Consider the following 21,304-nt stretch of genomic DNA (forward strand, 5'->3'; position numbering starts at 1 on the left):
TGTATTATTGTGCCTCACCCACAATCAAGTATTCAGTCGGAACGTTCTCCTGATAAAGTAATCAAACGCTATATTCAAACTCGACAAAAGGTGATAGAATGTTGGTAAATATGATAATTGTTTGAACATTTTATTTTTTGGCACTAAAGAAAACGTTTTCCGAATAAAGATAATTGTTCTACAGGGGGCATAACAACATGGAACAGGCAATGCGTAATTTCTTTTTATTCCTTTCAAAAAATAAATCAATGACGAAGCTTGCCAAGAAGTACGGTTTGCGATTCGGTGCCGCACGTTTCGTGGCAGGATCATCGATCGTCCAGGCAACAGAGGTCATACGGGAGCTCAACAAACAGAATCTTGCCGTCACCATCGATTACCTTGGTGAATTTGTGGATAACGAAGAAGAGGCGAATGCCATGGCGAGGGAGTGCGTAGAGGCGATCCGCGCCATCGGGAAAGAACATCTGAACTCCCAGTTGTCCTTGAAGATGACGTCCATGGGACTGGATATCTCAGAGGAAGTGGTCATGAAGAACATGAGGATGATCCTCGATGAGGCAACAAGGCAAAATGTATTCGTTACCATCGATATGGAGGATTATGGACGATGCGGCCAGACCATCGATATTTTCAAGAGGCTCAAATCCGAATATGACAACATCGGTACGGTCATTCAAGCCTATCTATATAGAACGGAAAAGGATATCGACGATCTTAATCACTACTCACCCAATCTGCGCTTGGTGAAGGGAGCATATAAAGAATCACCCGAAGTGGCGTTCCCAGACAAAAAAGACGTGGACGAGAGCTTCAAGCGTATCATCAAGACCCATCTCCTGAACGGTAATTACACCGCCATCGCGACTCATGATGATGCCATGATCGAATACACGAAACAGCTCGTCGAGGAATATAACATTCCTTACGACCAATTTGAATTCCAGATGCTGTTCGGTATCAGAGTGGAGCGTCAACATGAACTCGTGAAGGAAGGATACAAAATGCGGGTCTATGTTCCGTATGGTACCGACTGGTATGGATACTTCATGAGGAGGCTCGCTGAAAGACCGGCAAACGTCGCGTTTGTTCTAAAAGGGGTCATGAAGAAATAAGAATGGCAAGGACCCCTCTATTGGGGTCTTTTTGGTTGGATAGAATGGAGGGGTGGAATGGAGCTTATACCGATGGAGATCCACAGTCCTTATTTTCCAAGGATGGTGAGGTTGTACAGCAGACTTTTTAACGTGGAACGCATACCGATGGAGATCCAGTTCAGAAAACATGCGAAATACCCAGGGCATGAAGGGTATCTTGTGGTGGAGAACGGGGCTGTTATCGGATACATTTATGGTTACACGTCACTTGCCGGCCAGTATTATCACGATCTTCTCGCCCGGCATCTGCTACCTGAAACACAATGGATAAGGAACGCCATGGAACTTGTGGAACTGGGCGTGGCTCCTGAACATAGAGGAAAAGGAATTGCAGGGAAACTCATGGATAACCTCTTTGAAGGGAGAAGGGAAGAAAAGGCACTTCTGACTGTCAGGAAGGAAAATACAGGAGCGATTGGATTTTATGAAAGAAAAGGATGGGTGGTCGTAAAGGAAGGATTCTACCCCCATGTACCGGAAGAATATTTCATCATGGGCAAAAGACTTACGTAAACAGGCGTTCCCTTTAGGAAACGCCTTCCGCATTACGGTTGTTTTTTGTATTGGTTGTTCTGGCTATTGCGCTTGCCGCCAGGTTCAGTACCAGGACCGGCATCCCCTTTGATGCTGGCTGCGCTGACCCCGCCTTTTGATGGATCCTTCTTATGTTTGACCACGTTTCTCACCTCCATCCTTAGCGTGCCCGCAGGCGGAGAGGGAGATGTACCGTTAACAAAAAATAGAATTTTTAAACGTTTAAATATTGCGATAGTTTTGATTTTCGTTTATATTATAGGTAACAGAAACTCATTCGGGTCTTTTTTTTCGACATAAAATGAATGAGTATTCATTCAAAACCTTCAAAGGGGGAAAATAGATTGGTACGTAGAATTCAGAAAGCGGCAGTATTGGGATCGGGTGTCATGGGTTCCGGCATCGCTGCACACCTTGCAAATATCGGGATCCCCACCATGCTTCTCGACATCGTCCCTAAAAACCTCTCCGACAAAGACGCAGCAAAAGGATGGACAATGGAGCATCCTTCTTTTAGGAACCAATTTAGTGAAAACGCTTTAAAGAAGCTATTGAAACAAAAACCGGCACCACTCACGGTAAAAGGGAATCTCAGCTTGATCACTCCAGGAAACCTGGAAGACGATCTTGAATCACTGAAAGACTGTGATTGGATCATTGAAGTGGTCGTTGAGAACTTGGATGTGAAAAAACAGGTGTTCGAGAAAATCGAGTCGTTCAGAAAAGAAGGGAGCATCATCAGCTCCAATACGTCCGGTATTTCCATCGAAGCGATGAAGGAAGGGCGATCTGAGGACTTCCGCAAGCACTTCCTCGGCACCCACTTCTTCAATCCTCCCCGCTACCTGAAGCTGCTGGAGGTCATCCCGACGGGCGAAACCGATCCTGAGGTCCTGTCATTCATGAAGGAATTCGGCGAAGATGTGCTTGGGAAGGGCGTCGTCCTTGCGAAAGATACGCCGAACTTCATCGCCAACCGTATCGGGACGTACGGCCTCCTCGTCACAGTACAGGAAATGCTCAAAGGCGGATACAGCGTCGGCGAGGTGGACTCCATTACGGGTCCTGCCATCGGACGGCCGAAGAGTGCGACATTCCGGACCCTTGACGTTGTGGGGCTCGATACATTCGCCCATGTGGCGAAAAACGTGTACGACCAGGTGGACGGAGATGAGAAAAACGTATTCGAGATCCCGGCCTTCATCCAGACCATGCTTGAAAAAGGGTGGTATGGAAGCAAGAGCGGTCAGGGTTTTTACTTGAAGCAGGGTAAAGAGATCCTTGAGCTTGATCCGGAAACACTTGAATATGGCCCGAGGAAAAAATTGAAAACGGCCTCAACAGAGCTGAGCCGTAATGAAAAAGGCTTGAACAATAAGATGAAAGCATTGGTCTATGCCAAGGATCGTGCTGGTTCCTTACTATGGAATATATTATCTCCGGTCCTTCTCTATTCCGCAGAGCTCCACGGTGAAATTGCCGACGATATCGTTGCCATCGACCAGGCGATGAAATGGGGCTTCGGCTGGGAAAAGGGACCGTTTGAAACATGGGATGCCATCGGAGTGGAGCGGTCCGTCAGTTTAATGAAGGAACAAGGGCTGAACGTCCCTGCTTGGGTAGATCAAATGCTTGAAGCTGGGTTCAAGACGTTCTATAGCGAGGATGAATCCGGGGAGCGATCCTTCTACCACGAAGGAAGCTACAGAACGGAAGAGAAAAATCCCAAGCATATCAGTTTGAAGCAGCTGAAGAAGCAAGGGAAGGTCATCAAGAAAAACACAAGCGCAAGCCTGATCGATATCGGCGATGGCGTGGCACTCCTCGAGTTCCATTCTCAGAATAATGCCATTGGTCTCGACATCCTGCAGATGATCCATGCTTCCATTGATGAAGTGGAGAAGAATTACAAAGGACTGGTCATCGGAAATCAGGGCAAAAACTTCTGTGTGGGGGCAAATCTCGCCATGATCCTCATGGAAGCGCAGGATGACGTGTTCGAATTGGATATGGTCGTCCGCCACTTCCAATCGGCAATGATGAAAATCAAGTATTCATCCAAACCGGTTGTGGCTGCACCATTCGGTATGACACTCGGGGGTGGGAGCGAAGTCTGCCTGCCGGCAGCCCGCATCCAGGCAACCATGGAAACGTATATGGGACTTGTTGAAGCCGGAGTCGGATTGATCCCTGGCGGAGGAGGCAATAAGGAGCTTTATATGAAGCACCTGCAGGACCTTCCGAACGGAGTGGACTTCGACCTTCAGAAGGTAGCGAATAAAGTATTCGAAACAATCGCCATGGCAAAGGTGTCCACGTCGGGTGATGAAGCGAGGGAAAACAATTTCCTCAGTAACCGTGACGGTGTGAGTGTCAATCAAGATCACCAGCTCTATGATGCGAAGCAGGCGGTCCTTGCCCTCCATCAAACCGGGTATCGCGCCCCGCAACGCAAAAAAGTGCCGGTCGTGGGTGAAACAGGCTACGGGACATTATTGCTAGGAGCACAAGCGATGCTTCATTCCGGGTATATCTCGGAGCACGATCTGAAGATCGCCCAGAAGCTTGCCTACGTGATTGCAGGCGGGAAAGTTCCATTCGGTACGGAAGTGGATGAACAATATCTTCTGGACCTTGAACGGGAAGCGTTCCTCAGTCTTGTAGCAGAACCGAAATCACAGCAGCGGATGCAGCATATGCTCGTTAAAGGAAAACCATTGCGCAATTAATCGAAGGAAGCGGGGGAATCATCATGCGTGAAGCAGTCATTGTCGCCGGTGCTCGTACACCGGTGGGGAAATCAAGGAAAGGTTCGCTTGCCGGGGTGAGACCGGACGATCTTGGAGCACTGGTCGTCAAGGAAACGTTGAAACGCGCAGGCGGTTATGAAGGGAACATCGATGATCTCATCATCGGCTGTGCCATGCCGGAAGCAGAACAGGGATTGAATATGGCCCGTAACATCGGTGGCCTTGCGGGTCTTCCAGATACGGTTCCAGCCATTACCATCAACCGCTATTGTTCTTCCGGTTTGCAATCAATTGCCTATGCAGCGGAGAAGATCATGCTGGGCCATTCAGACACAGCCATCGCCGGCGGTGCAGAAAGCATGAGCATGGTCCCGATGATGGGGCATGTGGCACGACCGAATCCAACCTTGGCTGAAACAGCACCTGAGTACTATATGAGCATGGGCCACACGGCTGAAGAGGTGGCCAGGAAATTCGGTATATCACGTGAAGATCAAGACGCCTTTGCGGTTAGAAGCCACCAAAAAGCCGCCAGGGCCATCGCAGAAGGAAAGTTCACCGACGAGATCGTACCGGTCGATGTCGTGAAACGCTCCGTCTCAGATGCCAACAAACTGGTGGAAAAATCATTCTTATTCGCTACAGATGAGGGGGTTCGGGAAGGAACGAGCACCGACGTACTGGCTAAACTTCGTCCGGCATTCAACGTAAGGGGGTCGGTTACAGCCGGGAACTCGTCCCAAACGAGTGACGGGGCAGCTGCGGTCATGGTCATGGATCGCGAAAAAGCTGGCTCACTCGGACTTCAGCCATTGGTGAAATTCAGAAGCTTTGCCGTTGCAGGTGTTCCACCTGAAATCATGGGGATCGGTCCTGTTGAGGCGATTCCAAAGGCACTCAAGATGGCTGGGCTTGAGCTCTCAGATATCGGCCTGTTCGAACTGAATGAAGCATTCGCATCCCAGTCCCTCCAGGTGATCCGTCATCTTGGTCTGGACGAAGAGAAGGTGAACGTGAACGGAGGGGCCATTGCCTTGGGGCATCCCCTTGGATGCACAGGATCGAAACTCACCCTCTCCTTGATGCACGAGATGAAGAGGCGCAATGAACAGTTTGGGATCGTCACGATGTGCATCGGTGGTGGAATGGGCGCAGCAGGAGTCTTTGAACTGATCTGCTGATTTCCAACACTAATGGATGAATAAACGTATGAAACCATAGAAATTGGAGGAGACCAAAATGGCAAATCAAACAGATAAATTGATCAAAGGTGGAAGCTTCCTGATTGAAGATGTAACGTATGAGCAGGTGTTCACGCCTGAAGACTATAGCGATGAGCACAAAATGATCGCCAAGACGACGGAAGATTACGTACTGAACGAAGTTGTTCCGGTCATCGATAATCTTGAAAACCATGAGTTCGATCACTCCGTGCGCCTCTTGAAAGAAGCGGGTGAGCTGGGACTTCTCGGTGCAGATGTACCAGAGGAGTATGGTGGACTTGGCCTCGATAAAGTGAGCTCAGCCCTGATTGCAGAGCGTATGTCAAGAGCAGGAGGATTCTCGATTTCGCACGGTGCACACGTGGGGATTGGTTCCCTTCCAATCGTCCTCTTCGGGAATGAAGAACAGAAAACAAAGTATCTGCCGCCTCTTTCCACGGGAGAAAAGCTTGCGGCGTACGCTCTGACAGAACCGGGATCAGGATCTGATGCATTGGGGGCAAAAACGACTGCCAAATTGAACGAAGCAGGGACCCATTACGTATTGAATGGTGAGAAACAGTGGATCACGAACTCCGCCTTCGCCGATGTCTTCATCGTATACGCCAAGATCGATGGCGAGCATTTCTCCGCCTTCATCGTAGAAAAAGAATTCCCTGGGGTATCGACGGGTCCTGAAGAGAAGAAGATGGGAATCAAGAGTTCATCCACACGTACGCTGATCCTTGAAGATGCAGAAGTACCGGTTGAAAACCTCCTCGGTCAAGCCGGGAAGGGGCATATCATCGCATTCAACATCCTCAACATCGGCCGTTATAAGCTCGGGGTAGGGGCAGTCGGGGCAAGCAAGCGAGCATTGGAAGTAACGGTAGCCTATACGAATCAGCGTCAGCAGTTCAAGACGCCGATCTCTTCTTTCAACCTGACAAAAGAAAAACTCTCAACCATGGCATCCAAGCTATATGCCGCAGAAAGCTCCGTCTATCGTACGGTCGGTCTCTTTGAGGATAGGATGAGCAAGCTCTCTGATGAAGAAGTGAAAAACGGGGCGGAAGTGGCTAAATCCATTGCTGAGTATGCCATCGAATGCTCACTCAATAAATTCTTCGGTACGGAAGTGCTGGACTATATCGTGGATGAAGGCGTACAGCTTCACGGTGGTTACGGATTCATGCAGGAATATGAAATCGAGCGCCTTTACAGGGATTCCCGTATCAACCGGATTTTCGAAGGCACAAACGAAATCAATCGTCTCCTTGTACCTGGCACCTATTTGCGAAAAGCCATGAAAGGCGAACTTCCACTGCTGCAAAAAGCACAGGCCCTGCAGGAAGAACTGATGATGCTTATGCCTGAAGAAGTGGGCGACGAGCCTCTTGCACAGGAAAAGTACCTGGTGCGCAATGCAAAGAAAATCGGCTTGATGCTTGCAGGACTTGCCGCGCAAAAATTCGGTAAGGCCCTTGAGAAAGAGCAGGAAGTCCTTGTGAATATCGCTGATATCGTCTCAGAAGCATATGCAATGGAATCCGTTGTATTGAGGACCGAAAAAGCGATCGAAACGACTGGTTTGGAGAAAGCTAAGCAGAAGCTCCTCTATACTCAGATCTTCTGTCAGGAAGCTTTCAACAAAATCGAGCAGCATGCCAAAGAAACATTGGTGGCTACGGAATCAGGTGACACGCTCCGCATCATGCTGTCGGCCCTGAAAAAATTCACCCGCCACACACCGGTCAACGTCATCGCCCTCAAACGCGATGCATCCGTGAAACTGATCGACGCTGAAAAATATATCGTGTAAGAAGAAAGGGGCTGCCTGCATGCAGCCCCTTTTTAATGGAAGCATAAGAGTGGGAGCTCGATAGGAGTCCTGATATGCAGAACAGAATGTTGATGCATGCAGATCCTGCTTACCCATCGCCCTCTTTCCGCCTATGTGATTCCTGGAAGTTGCGCATAGCAGCAGATTGTGCTTTTTTAATGGAACAGACGACAGCGTCAAATCATTCTCTACAACAATCGACAGCCGGTATTGTTCGCCAAGCACAAAAACGGATATAATGATGAAGAAAGCACTCAAATGAAAGGTGGTGAAAACAATGGCAATCACATTCTATTCCTACCCTAAATGCGGGACGTGCCGCAAGGCGAAAAAATGGCTTGAACAAGAAGAGGTTGATTTCAACGAAATACATATTGTCGAGGAGCCACCGTCCAAGGAGACGCTGAAAGATCTTTATGAAAAAAGCGGACTGCCCCTGAAAAAATTCTTCAATACAAGCGGCATGAAATACCGGGAACTGGGCTTGAAAGACAAGGTCAATACCGCCTCAGAAGATGAACTCCTCGAACTACTGGCTTCAGATGGGATGCTGATCAAGCGCCCCCTCACGACCGATGGTCAAAAGGTAACCTTGGGCTTCAAGGAAGAAACGTTTGAAGATACTTGGAAGTAATGGAAGCAGCAGAATATTTGTGCAAGACTTCCTTGCTTTTCTCTTAAAGAATGTGTCAATATTAGTTTGTATAACTAGCATGGAGGGATAAAGATGAGCACACCGAAAGAACTGCGTTATTCAGAAGAACATGAATGGGTAAAGTCCGAAGGCGGCAACGTCCGAATCGGGATCACAGCATTCGCACAATCAGAACTTGGTGACATCGTCTTTGTCGAGCTGCCGGAAGTCGGCGATGAAGTCAAAGCGAACGAGCCTTTTGGAAGCGTTGAATCGGTCAAGACCGTTTCTGAACTTTACGCTCCTGTATCAGGAAAAGTGGTCGAAGTGAACGAAGACCTGTCTGACAGCCCTGAATTCGTCAACGAATCTCCATACGAGAAAGCATGGATGGTTGTTGTGGAACCTTCAGACGCTGGTGAAGTGGACAAACTGATGACATCTGAAGAATACGATAAAATGATCAACGAAGGCTAAAACAGGAACACCTTGGGATAAATTCTCAAGGTGTTTTTTTATTCTCAAGGGCAAGATAAATTCAACCTTTAATGAAAGGATGATGGTCATGCTCACACCTAAACAGGCCGATGTGACCGATCGTGTCATCGGAAAAGTGAAGGATGGCTCCATTGAGCTATTCCTTGATAACCAATCAATCGGGAAAGTCCCCCTTTCGTTGGAGGGGATCAGCATGCAGCCGAATTTCGAGGCGAAAGAAAATAAAATCTACCAGAGCTATACCTCATCAGAAGGGCATGACGCCCGCTATACGGATTGCGATGAAGGTGGATGGTGTTAACATGACATCGGGGGATTCCCCCCGGTGTTCTTTAGGATCAAATCCTTTGCAAAATACCACTGACATGAGAAAATAGAGATAATAAGTGGACCATTAATAATCTTTTACTACTTCACTGAAAGTCAAGGTGATTGTCATGGAAGTCGTGGATGAAAAAGTCCTGATCGTAGAAGGCACATCCGATAAACGAAAGGTCAAAGATATCATCAGTGAGCCCGTGGAAATCATTTGTACCAATGGTACGATCAGTCTGACTAAAATGGACGAACTGATTGATTCATTAATCGACAGGGACGTATACATCCTTGTGGATGCCGACGAAGCCGGTGAAAAACTCCGCAAGCAATTCAAGCGGGAGTTCCCGGAAGCAGGCCACCTGTATATCGACAGGATGTACAAGGAAGTGGCTGCTGCCCCGGAATATCACCTCGCTTCCGTTTTGATCGGAGCCAATATTGATGTCCACCAACAATATCTTGGAAAAAGGATGAATTAGCTTTGAAAGAGTTGAACAGCCATGAAGCGCTGCAAACGATTCGAAAGAATGAAAGACTGCTTGCCCTCTATTTGTATACACCCATGTGTGGGACCTGTCAGGTTGCAGGGAGGATGATCGAGATCGTAGAAAATCTGCCCCAACCGTTTGTTTTTGCAAAGGCAAATCTGAATTACATGGCGGATTTCGCAACTGAGTATGCGATCGAGAGCGTTCCTTGCCTCCTCCTGTTCAAAGATGGAGTCGAGGTCGACCGGATCTATGCGTTCCAGTCTGTACCGTTTCTGTATGAAGCATTGAATAAGATAGCGTGAAGGGGCCAAAAAGGCCTTTTTTTTATGCTCGAATAGCAAAAGAAATAGATGGATTTCAACGGAAACCACTACGACTTTTCTACATACCGGGACATATTTCTCGGGAAATGAAACGAACCCGCCAATATATTGTCTATTGGGCCCTTCCTTCGACAGTCCGTCCACAATCTGTCGAGAAAGTACGGGAGGATAAACAATCCAGTAGTGGAATTAGTTAAGTATCCGAGATACTGGAGGGGTTGCATGAGAGAGTATTTAGAGAAAGTAGTAGATCAATGCGAGACCAGGTATCACTTACAATTATTATTTCCAGACACACCTTTCGTCCTACACTTCCAAAGTGGCTCAAGCGGGTACAGTCTGTCTATTTCGAATAAGGGATGCGCCGTACTTCCCGAACCACACCCTGATCCCCATCTGACGATAATTGCTGGAGAGGTCCGGCAGTTACTTTCTTTATTTGCAGGGAATGAGCGATTAACTTCCCTTGTTGATAAAAAGGATGTCGTAGTCCGTGGGGGTTACCGGCATTTGTTGTTTGCTGAATCCGTGCTTTGGTTGACCCGTTTTCACATCGTTGAACCAGTGAGCGTATAATGTGCAAAAATGAATTGACACCATGTTTATTCGGTGATAGTATCTTTTTAGTAACAAATTTCTGAGTATTTAGTATGGATAATTAAATAACGTTTATCTCTTATTAAGAGTGGTGGAGGGAAGTGCCCGATGAAACCCGGCAACCGTCAATGAAAATTGACACGGTGCCAATTCACTCGAAGCGAAGGCTTCGACAGATGAGAGAAAGTCTGCTATTGAAATAGTATGCCTTTCTGCTTATCGCAGAAAGGCATTTTTATTTTTCAAATGACGTTCGATGATTTAACAGCAAACGTCATTTGGATATAATTCCTAGTAAACCGGTGGTTTTACTGATGGCGAGGTGGATACAACATGATTACGATTTCTGATGTAAAAAAAATCTTTCAAACGAAAAACGGAACGGTTTCAGCTGTCGATGGGGTGGATATGACCATCAAGGATGGAGAAATCTTCGGTGTGATCGGATACAGTGGAGCCGGAAAGAGCACGTTGATCCGGATGCTGAACGGGCTTGAGGTCCCTACTGATGGTTCCGTCGATGTGAACGGTCAGCTCATTTCACAGGCAAAAGGGAGGTCCCTCAGGGAGGCAAGGCAGTCAATGGGTATGATCTTCCAGCATTTTAACCTTCTTTGGTCGAGGACGGTCCTGGAAAATATCCAGTTTCCCCTCGAAATTGCAGGTGTATCGAAAAAAGAGAGGATCAAAAAAGCAAATGAGCTTCTCAACCTGGTCGGGCTTGAAGGCCGAGGTGATTCTTATCCATCGCAATTGAGTGGAGGGCAGAAGCAGCGGGTCGGCATTGCCAGGGCGCTGGCGAATGATCCGAAAGTGCTGCTATGCGATGAAGCGACTTCCGCCCTTGATCCACAGACCACAGACAGCATCCTCGACCTCCTGGTGGATATCAATGATCGCCTTGGATTAACGATCGTGTTGATCACCCATGAGATGCATGTCATCCGCAAGATCTGTCACAGGGTAGCGGTCATGGATTCAGGTAAAGTCGTGGAAGAAGGGGACGTACTTGACGTGTTCCGGAACCCTAGGGAAGAAGTGACGAAGCGTTTTGTAAAAGAAGTTTCTCAGCAACAGGAATCGGATGATGTCTTGGAACATTGTCCGGATGGGAAGGTGCTGAAACTGACGTTTGTAGGAGAAAGCACAGATCAGCCTCTCATCACAGCGCTGATCCGCCGGTTCGATATTGAAGTGAACATCCTTCAAGGGCAGATATCCCAAACGCAAAAAGGGGCCTTCGGAACGTTGTTCATCCAGCTCACCGGAGATCCATTGATTGTGGATCAGGCCGTCGCTTTTGCTGAAAATCAAGTGAAAGTGGAGGTGATGGAGAGATGATTGAAAAAGTCTTTCCGAATGTCGATTGGGAGAAAATGTGGGAGGCAACACTTGAAACCTTATACATGACGGGGATGTCGGTCATTTTGACCTTTTTCCTCGGTCTTGCCCTTGGAATCCTCTTGTTCCTTACATCGAAGGGGAACATTTGGGAGAACAAGGCGGCTTATTCGATTACCAATGCGGCAGTCAATATATTCAGGTCCATCCCTTTCATCATTCTGATTGTGTTACTGATTCCATTTACGAAGGTATTGATCGGGACGATCCGGGGGGCCAACGCGGCCTTGCCGGCCCTGATCATCGGTGCTGCCCCGTTTTATGCCCGGATGGTGGAAATCGCCCTCCGCGAAGTCAATAAAGGGGTCATCGAAGCAGCGAAAGCCATGGGGTCCAAGACGAGTACCATCATCATGAAGGTCCTTCTCCCAGAATCCATGCCGGCTCTCATCTCGGGAATCACCGTGACGGCCATCGCATTGGTCGGTTATACCGCAATGGCAGGCGTCATCGGAGCTGGCGGTCTCGGGAATCTGGCATTCCTGGATGGATTCCAGCGCAGCAGGACCGATGTCACCTTGGCGGCGACAATCTTGATCCTGGTTCTTGTATTCATCATTCAGCTTGTCGGTGATTATTTCACCAATAAAATAGATAAACGATAAAAGGAGAGAATTCAGATGAAAAAATGGCTAGTGGGAACGATTGCAGCAGCGAGTATTATAGGATTGGCAGCATGCGGAACCGGCGGGAGCAACGGTAGCTCAGGCGATTCAAAGGAACTCGTGGTCGGAGCATCCAATGTCCCTCACGCTGAGATCCTTGAGGAAGCAAAACCGATCCTTGAAAAAGAAGGGATCGACCTGAAGATCGAGACGTATCAGGATTACGTACTCCCGAATAAAGATCTGGACAGCGGGGACCTGGATGCGAACTACTTCCAACACATTCCTTACCTTGAGGGGCAAAAGAAAGAACACGGATATGATTTCGTCAGTGCCGGCGGAATTCACATTGAACCGATGGCTGTCTACTCGAAGAAGCATAAATCCCTTAAAGATATCCCGGAAGGCGGAACCATTCTATTCAGTAACTCCGTGGCAGAGCACGGAAGGATCCTGACTTTGCTTGAAGCAAACGGTCTGATCAAATTGAAGGATGGGATCGATAAAACCCAGGCGACATTGGATGATATCGCCGAAAACCCTAAAAAATTGAAATTCGACTACGAATACGAGCCGGCCCTTCTTACTCAGCTTTACAATAATGAAGAAGGCGATGCAGTCGTCATAAACTCCAACTATGCCATCGATAGCGGACTGGATCCGGTCAAGGATTCCATTGCCATTGAAGACAAGGAATCACCGTATGTGAACATCATCGCGGTCAAAAAAGGCGATGAAGACAAAAAAGAAATCAAGGAACTCGTGAAGGTGCTTCAGTCTGATGAAATTCAGGACTTCATCAATAAAGAGTGGAAAGGTTCCGTGGTTCCGGTCAAAGAATAAATACCAAACATAATCTTTTTGCAATAAGCTCATACTATTTTCGATCACTCGAATTAGAATGGAGCTGAAAGTGATGCAGGTAGAGCCTAGAAATACGACGGAAGCGGCCCTGCTCGATTATAAGACGGGGCTTGGGATCTTCACTGAAAAAATGCCGGACCTGGCGCAGCAATACAATGCTTTCACGGAGCATTGTTTCCGTGAAGGGGTATTATCAAAGAAAGAGAAGCAGCTGATCGCCCTTGGCATCAGTTTGTATTCTCAAGATGAGTACTGCATCATCTACCACACAAAGGGTTGTCTCGATCAAGGATGTACGGAAGAGGAAATCCTTGAAGCCGTGGGAGTAACTGCTGCATTTGGAGGCGGAGCAGCCATGAGCCAGGCGGTCACGCTTGTTCAGCAATCCATGCACGATCTGAATGAACTGAAGCATTAAATGAAAGGAGGGTCTTCGGACTCTCTTTTTTTGCATTTCAAAAGAGGATGAACTCCTTTCAGGAGGATACAGGCGGAAACGTGTAAGAAAGTCTGACAATTTAGCGCAGAACAGGAGTGAAGGATGATTTTCTGAAAAAATCACCCCACACACGTTTTGGCAAAAGAATGGCAGGGTAGTATCCTTAATGAGTAACACAAAAACCTGAAAGGAATGATTCACTATCGACTCTCTTGACAGTATGTCGTACACAAGCGAAATGGAAAAGGCCATGCATGGAGCCCACGGAGTAGGGTACGAGGTGTACAAACGAAAGCATGAAGTTCGGATGCAAGTAGAGAAGCAGAGAGAGAAGGATTATAGGGAAAGCCGCAGGATGATTGCTGCACTCGATCGAAAAGTGCATGCTAATATATAGAAGAATGACGGAGGAGCCGGTGATGGATGAATCACTGGTTTTTCTTATGTATAGAGGTTTAAATGGGCATTCATCCGTGATAAGGTAGGGGATGTAGGAACGTGATTTGCTCATGGGACGGATCATGTATGCAGAAGGGCGTTTGGGCCAACAATAGAAGGGTATTTTTTCCCGTTTCCACGCCGTCCCCTTTTGTCTGAAAAAGTTGATTATAGCTTTTATTTGTTATAAGATTGTAATGATAATAAATTGAGAATGGATAAAGAATCCCTTTATTTCATTTATAAAGTCACGGAGGTAATATACATGGCAGGTTCTACTTTAACAATCAAAGATCTTCATGTGGAGATCGAGGGTAAAGAAATCCTCAAGGGTGTCAACCTTGAAATCAAAGGTGGAGAAATTCACGCGGTCATGGGACCGAATGGTACTGGTAAATCCACTCTTTCATCTGCAATCATGGGTCACCCGAAATACGAAGTGACAAAAGGAAGCATCACGTTCGACGGTGAAGATGTCCTTGAAATGGAAGTGGACGAACGCGCACGCGTAGGTCTTTTCCTCGCTATGCAATACCCAAGTGAAATCAGCGGTGTGACGAATGCCGACTTCCTTCGTTCTGCTATCAACAGCCGACGCGAAGAAGGGGAAGAAATCTCCCTTATGAAGTTCATCCGCAAAATGGATTCTGAAATGGAATACCTTGAAATGGATCCGGATATGGCACAGCGTTACCTGAACGAAGGATTCTCCGGTGGGGAGAAGAAGCGTAACGAAATCCTTCAGTTGATGATGCTTCAGCCTAAGATTGCCATCCTTGATGAGATCGATTCAGGACTTGATATCGATGCCCTCAAAGTCGTGTCAAAAGGAATCAACAAAATGCGCGGAGAAGACTTCGGCTGCTTGATCATCACTCACTATCAACGTCTGTTGAACTACATCACACCTGATCACGTTCACGTGATGATGCAAGGTCGTGTTGTGAAATCCGGCGGTAAAGAACTTGCTCAGCGCCTTGAAGCAGAAGGATATGACTGGATCAAAGAAGAACTGGGAATCAAAGACGAAACTGTCGGCCAAGAAGCGTAAGAGTTAGGGGGATGAATATGACTGTAGAAACGAAACTACCAGTAGATCAAGACTATGTCAGCTCCTACTCAAAACAACTCGGAGAACCAGAATGGATGACGGCCCTGCGCACAGACGCATTCGCCAAAGTCTCAGACCTGAACCTCCCTGTTGCGGATAAAACGAAAATCACCAACTGGAACTTCACACAATTCCAGAAGCATACAGTCGAAAGTGCTGCGTTTTCATCCATGAGCGAGCTGCCCGAAGAAATAAAAGCCTTAGTAGAATCTGAAAGTGAATCAGGCAGCCTGTATATCCAGCGTAATAATACTCCTGCCCACTTGAAGATCACGGACGAACTAAAGGACAACGGCGTCATCTTCACCGATATCTTCACTGCTGTGAAGGAGCACGGTGACCTTGTTCAAAAATACTTCATGACCGATGGTGTGAAAGTGGATGAGAACAAGCTGACTGCTCTTCATGCGGCCCTTTTGAACGGTGGTACGTTCCTTTACGTTCCTAAAAATGTGGAGCTGACTGAACCGGTTCAAGCCGTATTCATCCATGATAATGCGGAAGTAGCCATGTTCAACCACGTACTCGTTGTGGCAGAAGACAATAGTTCTGTCACGTATGTGGAAAACTATATCTCTACAGTGGAAGTGGAGAACGGCGTGTTCAACATCGTATCAGAAGTGGTGGCAAAGGATAATGCAAAAGTCGCTTACGGTGCCGTTGATACCCTTAACAGCGGAGTGACGACATACGTCAACCGTCGCGGTGTGGCATCACGTGATGCGCGCATCGAATGGGCACTCGGCCTGATGAACGACGGAGATACGGTTTCTGAAAACGTGACGAACCTGATCGGTGACGGTTCTTACGGCGATACGAAATCAGTTGTTGTCGGTCGTGGCAAACAAAAGCAGAATTTCACCACCAAGGTTGTTCATTTCGGTAAAAACTCCGAAGGCTATATCCTTAAACATGGTGTGATGAAAGATGAAGCTTCTTCCATCTTCAATGGAATCGGAAAGATCGAGCACGGTGCTTCGAAATCGAATGCCGAGCAGGAATCACGCGTCCTCATGTTGAGTGAAAAAGCGCGCGGAGATGCGAATCCGATCCTACTGATCGATGAAGACGATGTAACGGCCGGACATGCTGCCTCTGTAGGCCGCGTTGATCCACTTCAACTTTACTACCTCATGAGCCGCGGGATCCCTCAGAAAGAAGCTGAACGTCTCGTGATCCACGGATTCCTGGCGCCGGTTGTCAACCAGTTGCCGATCGAGGGCGTGAAGAAACAGCTTGTCGAGGTAATCGAAAGGAAAGTCAACTAATGGATATCCAAGAGATTCGTAAACATTTTCCGATTCTCGACCAGGAAGTGAACGGCCATCCATTGGTATATCTGGATAGTGCAGCCACCTCTCAAAAGCCGATTTCGGTCATTGAGGCTGTTAGCGACTACTATAAAGGCTATAATTCGAACGTCCATCGTGGGGTCCATACCCTCGGTACAAGGGCGACGGATGGATATGAAGGAGCACGTGAAAAGTTACGCTCCTTCATCAATGCGGCGACCACAGAAGAAGTAATCTTCACCCGTGGGACGACGACATCCATCAACACCGTCGCAGCGAGCTACGGGCGCGCCAATGTGGAAGAAGGCGATGAAATCGTCATCACCCACATGGAGCACCATAGCAACATCATTCCATGGCAGCAGCTTGCCAAGGAAAAAGGCGCTGTCCTGAAGTACGTTCCCCTGCAGGAAGATGGAACCATCACCCTGGAGGATGTCCGTGCAACAATTACGTCCAAGACGAAAATCGTTGCCATCATGATGGTATCAAATGTACTCGGTACGATGAATCCGATCAAGGAGATCACCAAGATTGCTCATGAAAACGGAGCGGTCATGATGGTGGACGGTGCCCAGGCTGCCCCGCATATGAAAATCGACGTGCAGGATCTCGACTGTGATTTCTTTGCCTTCTCAGGGCATAAGATGGTCGGACCTACAGGGATTGGTGTTCTATACGGGAAGAAGAAGCACCTGGAAGCGATGGAACCGGTAGAGTTCGGCGGCGAGATGATTGATTTCGTTGGTTTGTACGACTCTACTTGGAAAGAGCTTCCTTGGAAGTTCGAAGGAGGTACCCCGATCATCGCAGGAGCGATCGGTCTTGGCGCCGCCATCGACTTCCTCGAAGATATCGGTCTTTCCAACATTGAAGCCCATGAGCATAAGCTTGCCGCTTATGCCCTTGAAAAAATGAGCGCTGTGGAAGGGATGAAGATTTTCGGTCCACAGGATCCTGCTCAGCGTGCCGGGCTTGTGACGTTCAACATCGACGATGTCCATCCCCACGATGTCGCTACCGTCCTTGACTCGGAAGGCATTGCCGTCCGTGCCGGGCATCACTGTGCACAGCCGCTGATGAAATGGCTCAATGTATCAGCAACGGCCCGCGCCAGCTTCTACCTGTACAACACAGAAGAAGAGATCGACAGACTGGTTGCGGGGCTAGTGAAGACGAAGGAGTTTTTCAGCGATGTCTTTTAATAACTTAGATCAGCTTTACCGGCAGGTCATCATGGATCATTACAAAAATCCACGCAATAAGGGTTCTCTGGAAGATGGCAGCTTTACCATCGACATGAACAACCCGACCTGCGGTGACCGCATCCACCTTACACTGAAGGTGGAAGACGGGATCGTCCAGGATGTGAAGTTCGACGGAGAAGGATGTTCCATCTCCATGGCTTCAGCGTCCATGATGACCCAGGCGGTCAAAGGCAAGGAAATCGACGAAGCACTCAAGCTTTCGAAGATCTTCTCGGATATGATGCAAGGAAATGACTATGACGATGATGTCGATCTTGGAGATATAGAAGCATTACAAGGAGTCGCCAAGTTCCCAGCGCGCATCAAGTGTGCGACGCTCGCATGGAAGGCGATGGAAAAAGGAGTGCGTGAAGAAGAGCAGAACTAAGCTTTTCTTCTTGCTCCATTAATGAATGGAGGAATCAACATGGCGAAGAAGATGCCTGAGATCGGAGATTACAAATACGGTTTTAGTGATAAAGACGTATCGATTTTCCGTTCAAAACGCGGTTTGACGCGGGAAATCGTTGAAGAGATCTCCCGTATGAAAAATGAACCGAAATGGATGCTTGATTTCCGCTTGAAATCATTGGATCATTTCTATAATATGGCGATGCCTCAGTGGGGAGGAAATCTCCAGGAACTGAACTTCGACGATATCACATACTACGTGAAGCCATCTGAGAAGTCCGAGCGCAGCTGGGATGAAGTTCCGGAAGAAATCAAGCAGACGTTCGATAAGCTTGGAATCCCTGAAGCAGAGCAAAAATACCTTGCCGGTGTATCGGCTCAGTATGAGTCCGAAGTGGTTTACCACAACATGCAGGAAGACCTCGAGGAAATGGGTATCGTCTTCAAGGACACAGATTCTGCTCTTAAAGAAAATGAAGAGCTGTTCCGTGAGCATTGGGCGAAAGTCATCCCTCCTACAGACAACAAGTTCGCAGCATTGAACTCGGCTGTATGGTCAGGTGGGTCCTTCATCTATGTACCGAAGGGCATCAAGGTGGATACGCCACTTCAAGCCTACTTCCGTATCAACTCTGAGAATATGGGTCAGTTCGAGCGTACGCTCATCATCGTTGATGAAGACGCGAGCGTTCACTATGTAGAGGGATGTACAGCACCTGTCTACACAACAAACTCCCTTCACTCGGCTGTCGTTGAGATCATCATCAAGAAAAATGCGTACTGCCGCTATACAACGATCCAAAACTGGGCGAACAACGTTTACAACCTGGTAACGAAACGTGCAGTATGTGAAGAGAATGCAACGATGGAATGGGTCGATGGAAACATCGGTTCAAAACTGACGATGAAATACCCTGCGGTCATCCTTAAAGGGGAAGGCGCTCGTGGTATGACGCTTTCCATCGCACTTGCAGGTAAAGGGCAGCATCAGGATGCCGGTGCCAAAATGATCCACCTTGCACCGAACACGTCCTCTACGATCGTTTCCAAATCCATCTCGAAACACGGTGGGAAAGTAACGTATCGCGGAATCGTGCATTTCGGACGCAAAGCAGAAGGCGCACGCTCGAACATCGAGTGTGACACGCTGATCATGGATAACCAATCCACTTCTGATACGATCCCTTACAACGAAATCCTGAACGATAACATTTCCCTTGAGCACGAGGCGAAAGTATCGAAGGTTTCTGAAGAGCAGCTCTTCTACTTGATGAGTCGCGGAATCTCAGAAGAAGAAGCAACGGAAATGATCGTAATGGGCTTCATCGAGCCGTTCACGAAAGAACTTCCAATGGAATATGCTGTTGAAATGAACCGTCTGATCAAGTTTGAAATGGAAGGTTCAATCGGATAATAATCAACGCAGATGATAAGACGGAGCCCATTTCGGCTCCGTCTTTTTTATTTATCTTGATAAGGAAGAAACTTATCTGTTGGTAGTCCGTTCACAGGCTCTCATACCGCCGGAGCTAACTTCTTTTGCCCTTTTCGATTTTGCCACTGTTTCCTCACATAAGGCATTACCCACCGATCCAGTCCATACCGGCCGGCATTCGTTCCTGCGACAATAAGGAAGATCGTGAGGATGACCATCTGCGGATTTGTGCTGGTGGTTCCACTGAGGAGAAAACTGAAGTTCATCATGATGCCGCCGAGTGCTGCAAGATTTGTGAACAGTCCGAGGATCAAGCCGATCCCGACGAGCACCTCTCCCCACATGACGAGTGTGGCAAACAACTCATGGTTAGGGAGTGCGACCTGTTCAAGGAACGTTGCCCACCACGTCTGTACAGCCGGATGATCACCTGTCGCCTTGCTGATTGCTCCCTGGAGGAACCCGGTGACTTCAAATCCCCCAGTAATCTTTCCGATGCCGGAAGTCAGCCAGAAGTACCCCAAGTACAGCCTGATAATCGTCAAGAAACCTGCCACTGCTTTATTATTACGTAAAAATGCGTTTACCATCGTCATTCACTCCCTGATTCCGTTTTAAGAGGGCTAGCTCCTCTACAATTTCAGTATAAGCACGTAAGAGAAAAAAGACGATAAGTTTGTTCAGCATTTCACAAACTAGACATGTCTTCATGACAAACTTGTTAACTTTTGGATTATAGAGTTAAAAAGAATGTTGAAGGTTCTTTTGACATGCGACTCCGACACCTCTAACCGGAAATCAGATGGGTTCTGTGATAGAATGAATTCACATAAAAGGCAGGTGCTGAACGATGATCTATGTTGGCGTGACTGGGTGGGGGGACCATGACACCCTTTATGAAAACGTCCCGGCAAGGGATAAGCTGAAGGAGTACGGCGCCCACTTCCCGGTGGTGGAAGTGGATGCATCTTTTTATGCCGTACAGCCGGTGAAGAATGTAAGGAAATGGGTGGATGAAACACCTGATGCGTTCCGATTCATCGTGAAGGCCTATCAGGGGATGACGGGGCATCAGCGCGGTGAGATCCCGTTTGAATCAAAGGATGCCATGTTTGAGGCATTCAAGGAATCCCTCGTTCCATTCCTGGAGAGCGGTAAGCTTGCCATGGTCCTATTCCAATTCCCGCCATGGTTCGACTGTACAAAAGATAATGTGAACTATATCAGATATTGCAGGGAACAGATGCAGGGGATCCCGGTGTCTCTTGAGTTTCGTCACCAAAGCTGGTATTCACCCGAATTCCGTCAGGGGACGCTCGGTTTCATGAAGGATGAAGACTGGATCCATTCGATCTGTGATGAGCCTCAGGCTGGAGAGGGATCTGTCCCAAGAGTAGTCGAAGCGACGAACGGAGATGCCACCCTCATCCGGTTCCACGGACGGAATGTGTATGGCTGGAATCACACGGGTAAGGAAAACTGGCGTGAGGTCCGTTATCTCTACCGGTATAATCAGGCCGAGCTTGAGGAGTGGATTCCCCATATCAGGAAGCTTGAGCAAGAATCTAAGGATCTGTATATGCTCTTTAATAATAATTCAGGCGGTGACGCAGCGGATAATGCCAAACAGATGATCGAACTGCTTGGAATACAGTACAGCGGACTTGCACCGAAGCAGCTGGATCTGTTCTGATGCACATGTAGAAAAAGGCAA

General features: G+C 47.8%; 23 protein-coding genes and 1 riboswitch. Of the genes, 21 read left to right on the forward strand and 2 right to left on the reverse strand.

The genetic code is table 11. The annotated features are described in order from the left end of the window. Positions 1-197: 197 nt before the first annotated feature. Together ABJ225_RS18720 and ABJ225_RS18725 are read left to right on the forward strand one after the other, a co-directional pair. Positions 198-1,115, forward strand: coding sequence for a proline dehydrogenase family protein (locus tag ABJ225_RS18720; protein WP_347321317.1), 918 nt, complete (start codon positions 198-200; stop codon positions 1,113-1,115). 57 nt (positions 1,116-1,172) lie between these two features. After that, positions 1,173-1,670 carry a GNAT family N-acetyltransferase gene (locus ABJ225_RS18725; protein WP_347321318.1) on the forward strand — a complete coding sequence of 166 codons (498 nt, stop codon included), beginning with the start codon at positions 1,173-1,175 and terminating at the stop codon, positions 1,668-1,670. A 32-nt stretch (positions 1,671-1,702) separates the two neighbouring features. On the opposite strand, the gene ABJ225_RS18730 is transcribed toward ABJ225_RS18725, so the two are convergent. Beyond that, positions 1,703-1,834: a YuzL family protein gene (locus ABJ225_RS18730; RefSeq protein ID WP_347321319.1), complete on the reverse strand. Its 132-nt coding sequence runs from the start codon at positions 1,832-1,834 to the stop codon at positions 1,703-1,705. 162 nt (positions 1,835-1,996) lie between these two features. Between ABJ225_RS18730 and ABJ225_RS18735 the strand changes: the two genes are divergently transcribed. The 18 genes from ABJ225_RS18735 (at position 1,997) to sufB (ending at position 19,569) form a co-directional block, all read left to right on the forward strand. Next, positions 1,997-4,420 (forward strand): 3-hydroxyacyl-CoA dehydrogenase/enoyl-CoA hydratase family protein, encoded by a 2,424-nt coding sequence (locus ABJ225_RS18735; RefSeq protein ID WP_347321320.1) that lies wholly within the window; start codon positions 1,997-1,999, stop codon positions 4,418-4,420. Positions 4,421-4,443: 23 nt separating this feature from the next. Further along, on the forward strand, positions 4,444-5,622 hold the full coding sequence (locus tag ABJ225_RS18740) for an acetyl-CoA C-acetyltransferase (protein ID WP_347321321.1): 1,179 nt from the start codon (positions 4,444-4,446) through the stop codon (positions 5,620-5,622). Between the two features lie 58 nt (positions 5,623-5,680). Beyond that, entirely contained in the window at positions 5,681-7,465 is a 1,785-nt protein-coding gene (locus tag ABJ225_RS18745; protein WP_218246584.1) for an acyl-CoA dehydrogenase family protein, read from the forward strand. A 298-nt stretch (positions 7,466-7,763) separates the two neighbouring features. Next, positions 7,764-8,120, forward strand: a complete 357-nt coding sequence (locus tag ABJ225_RS18750) for an arsenate reductase family protein (RefSeq protein ID WP_056541014.1) — start codon at positions 7,764-7,766, stop codon at positions 8,118-8,120. 93 nt (positions 8,121-8,213) lie between these two features. Next, positions 8,214-8,597: a glycine cleavage system protein GcvH gene (gene gcvH / locus ABJ225_RS18755; RefSeq protein ID WP_048007063.1), complete on the forward strand. Its 384-nt coding sequence runs from the start codon at positions 8,214-8,216 to the stop codon at positions 8,595-8,597. 88 nt (positions 8,598-8,685) lie between these two features. After that, complete coding sequence (locus ABJ225_RS18760) at positions 8,686-8,919, forward strand: YusG family protein (RefSeq protein ID WP_222115231.1); 234 nt, start codon at positions 8,686-8,688, stop codon at positions 8,917-8,919. 136 nt (positions 8,920-9,055) lie between these two features. Further along, positions 9,056-9,415 carry a toprim domain-containing protein gene (locus tag ABJ225_RS18765; protein ID WP_079515648.1) on the forward strand — a complete coding sequence of 120 codons (360 nt, stop codon included), beginning with the start codon at positions 9,056-9,058 and terminating at the stop codon, positions 9,413-9,415. 2 nt (positions 9,416-9,417) lie between these two features. Next, the gene (locus ABJ225_RS18770; protein ID WP_218246585.1) at positions 9,418-9,729 is read left to right on the forward strand and encodes a thioredoxin family protein; all 312 of its coding nucleotides are present in this window, start codon (positions 9,418-9,420) and stop codon (positions 9,727-9,729) included. Between the two features lie 694 nt (positions 9,730-10,423). Further along, positions 10,424-10,530, forward strand: a riboswitch (SAM riboswitch). Positions 10,531-10,680: 150 nt separating this feature from the next. Further along, positions 10,681-11,688, forward strand: a complete 1,008-nt coding sequence (locus tag ABJ225_RS18775) for a methionine ABC transporter ATP-binding protein (protein ID WP_347321322.1) — start codon at positions 10,681-10,683, stop codon at positions 11,686-11,688. Beyond that, positions 11,685-12,353 (forward strand): methionine ABC transporter permease, encoded by a 669-nt coding sequence (locus ABJ225_RS18780; protein WP_347321323.1) that lies wholly within the window; start codon positions 11,685-11,687, stop codon positions 12,351-12,353. The genes ABJ225_RS18775 and ABJ225_RS18780 overlap by 4 nt, the downstream gene beginning before the upstream one ends. Positions 12,354-12,368: 15 nt before the next feature. Then, positions 12,369-13,196 (forward strand): MetQ/NlpA family ABC transporter substrate-binding protein, encoded by an 828-nt coding sequence (locus tag ABJ225_RS18785; protein WP_347321324.1) that lies wholly within the window; start codon positions 12,369-12,371, stop codon positions 13,194-13,196. Positions 13,197-13,269: 73 nt separating this feature from the next. Further along, entirely contained in the window at positions 13,270-13,635 is a 366-nt protein-coding gene (locus ABJ225_RS18790) for a carboxymuconolactone decarboxylase family protein (protein WP_347321380.1), read from the forward strand. A gap of 241 nt (positions 13,636-13,876) precedes the next feature. Next, positions 13,877-14,053, forward strand: coding sequence for a YuzK family famiily protein (locus ABJ225_RS18795; RefSeq protein ID WP_162838966.1), 177 nt, complete (start codon positions 13,877-13,879; stop codon positions 14,051-14,053). A 306-nt stretch (positions 14,054-14,359) separates the two neighbouring features. Continuing rightward, complete coding sequence (sufC, locus tag ABJ225_RS18800) at positions 14,360-15,145, forward strand: Fe-S cluster assembly ATPase SufC (protein WP_048007054.1); 786 nt, start codon at positions 14,360-14,362, stop codon at positions 15,143-15,145. A 17-nt stretch (positions 15,146-15,162) separates the two neighbouring features. Continuing rightward, positions 15,163-16,473, forward strand: a complete 1,311-nt coding sequence (sufD, locus tag ABJ225_RS18805; protein ID WP_347321325.1) for a Fe-S cluster assembly protein SufD — start codon at positions 15,163-15,165, stop codon at positions 16,471-16,473. Then, positions 16,473-17,702, forward strand: coding sequence for a cysteine desulfurase (locus ABJ225_RS18810; RefSeq protein ID WP_347321326.1), 1,230 nt, complete (start codon positions 16,473-16,475; stop codon positions 17,700-17,702). The genes sufD and ABJ225_RS18810 overlap by 1 nt, the downstream gene beginning before the upstream one ends. Next, positions 17,692-18,132 carry a Fe-S cluster assembly sulfur transfer protein SufU gene (gene sufU / locus ABJ225_RS18815; RefSeq protein ID WP_347321327.1) on the forward strand — a complete coding sequence of 147 codons (441 nt, stop codon included), beginning with the start codon at positions 17,692-17,694 and terminating at the stop codon, positions 18,130-18,132. Before ABJ225_RS18810 ends, sufU begins: the two co-directional genes overlap by 11 nt. 39 nt (positions 18,133-18,171) lie before the next feature. Next, positions 18,172-19,569: a Fe-S cluster assembly protein SufB gene (sufB, locus tag ABJ225_RS18820; protein WP_218246587.1), complete on the forward strand. Its 1,398-nt coding sequence runs from the start codon at positions 18,172-18,174 to the stop codon at positions 19,567-19,569. A gap of 101 nt (positions 19,570-19,670) precedes the next feature. Here sufB and ABJ225_RS18825 read toward each other — a convergent pair whose 3' ends face one another. After that, a complete protein-coding gene (locus ABJ225_RS18825) occupies positions 19,671-20,180 on the reverse strand; it encodes a DoxX family protein (protein WP_048013288.1) in 510 nt (169 codons plus the stop codon). Between the two features lie 260 nt (positions 20,181-20,440). On the opposite strand from ABJ225_RS18825, the gene ABJ225_RS18830 reads away from it, so the two are divergent. Further along, a complete protein-coding gene (locus ABJ225_RS18830) occupies positions 20,441-21,283 on the forward strand; it encodes a DUF72 domain-containing protein (RefSeq protein ID WP_048013287.1) in 843 nt (280 codons plus the stop codon). The last annotated feature ends 21 nt before the right edge of the window (positions 21,284-21,304 follow it).

Origin of the sequence: Rossellomorea sp. RS05 (genome assembly GCF_039822645.1) — a bacterium.
In the GTDB taxonomy this organism is placed as follows: Bacteria; Bacillota; Bacilli; order Bacillales; family Bacillaceae_B; genus Rossellomorea; species Rossellomorea marisflavi_B.

Coding starts and splice junctions, on each gene's coding strand:
- ABJ225_RS18720 (WP_347321317.1), top strand. CDS start 198: ATGGAACAGGCAATGCGTAATTTCTTTTTATTCCTTTCAAAAAATAAA.
- ABJ225_RS18725 (WP_347321318.1), top strand. CDS start 1,173: ATGGAGCTTATACCGATGGAGATCCACAGTCCTTATTTTCCAAGGATG.
- ABJ225_RS18735 (WP_347321320.1), top strand. CDS start 1,997: ATGAGTATTCATTCAAAACCTTCAAAGGGGGAAAATAGATTGGTACGT.
- ABJ225_RS18740 (WP_347321321.1), top strand. CDS start 4,444: ATGCGTGAAGCAGTCATTGTCGCCGGTGCTCGTACACCGGTGGGGAAA.
- ABJ225_RS18745 (WP_218246584.1), top strand. CDS start 5,681: ATGGCAAATCAAACAGATAAATTGATCAAAGGTGGAAGCTTCCTGATT.
- ABJ225_RS18750 (WP_056541014.1), top strand. CDS start 7,764: ATGGCAATCACATTCTATTCCTACCCTAAATGCGGGACGTGCCGCAAG.
- gcvH (WP_048007063.1), top strand. CDS start 8,214: ATGAGCACACCGAAAGAACTGCGTTATTCAGAAGAACATGAATGGGTA.
- ABJ225_RS18760 (WP_222115231.1), top strand. CDS start 8,686: ATGCTCACACCTAAACAGGCCGATGTGACCGATCGTGTCATCGGAAAA.
- ABJ225_RS18765 (WP_079515648.1), top strand. CDS start 9,056: ATGGAAGTCGTGGATGAAAAAGTCCTGATCGTAGAAGGCACATCCGAT.
- ABJ225_RS18775 (WP_347321322.1), top strand. CDS start 10,681: ATGATTACGATTTCTGATGTAAAAAAAATCTTTCAAACGAAAAACGGA.
- ABJ225_RS18780 (WP_347321323.1), top strand. CDS start 11,685: ATGATTGAAAAAGTCTTTCCGAATGTCGATTGGGAGAAAATGTGGGAG.
- ABJ225_RS18785 (WP_347321324.1), top strand. CDS start 12,369: ATGAAAAAATGGCTAGTGGGAACGATTGCAGCAGCGAGTATTATAGGA.
- ABJ225_RS18790 (WP_347321380.1), top strand. CDS start 13,270: ATGCAGGTAGAGCCTAGAAATACGACGGAAGCGGCCCTGCTCGATTAT.
- ABJ225_RS18795 (WP_162838966.1), top strand. CDS start 13,877: ATGTCGTACACAAGCGAAATGGAAAAGGCCATGCATGGAGCCCACGGA.
- sufC (WP_048007054.1), top strand. CDS start 14,360: ATGGCAGGTTCTACTTTAACAATCAAAGATCTTCATGTGGAGATCGAG.
- sufD (WP_347321325.1), top strand. CDS start 15,163: ATGACTGTAGAAACGAAACTACCAGTAGATCAAGACTATGTCAGCTCC.
- ABJ225_RS18810 (WP_347321326.1), top strand. CDS start 16,473: ATGGATATCCAAGAGATTCGTAAACATTTTCCGATTCTCGACCAGGAA.
- sufU (WP_347321327.1), top strand. CDS start 17,692: ATGTCTTTTAATAACTTAGATCAGCTTTACCGGCAGGTCATCATGGAT.
- sufB (WP_218246587.1), top strand. CDS start 18,172: ATGGCGAAGAAGATGCCTGAGATCGGAGATTACAAATACGGTTTTAGT.
- ABJ225_RS18825 (WP_048013288.1), bottom strand. CDS start 20,180: ATGGTAAACGCATTTTTACGTAATAATAAAGCAGTGGCAGGTTTCTTG.
- ABJ225_RS18830 (WP_048013287.1), top strand. CDS start 20,441: ATGATCTATGTTGGCGTGACTGGGTGGGGGGACCATGACACCCTTTAT.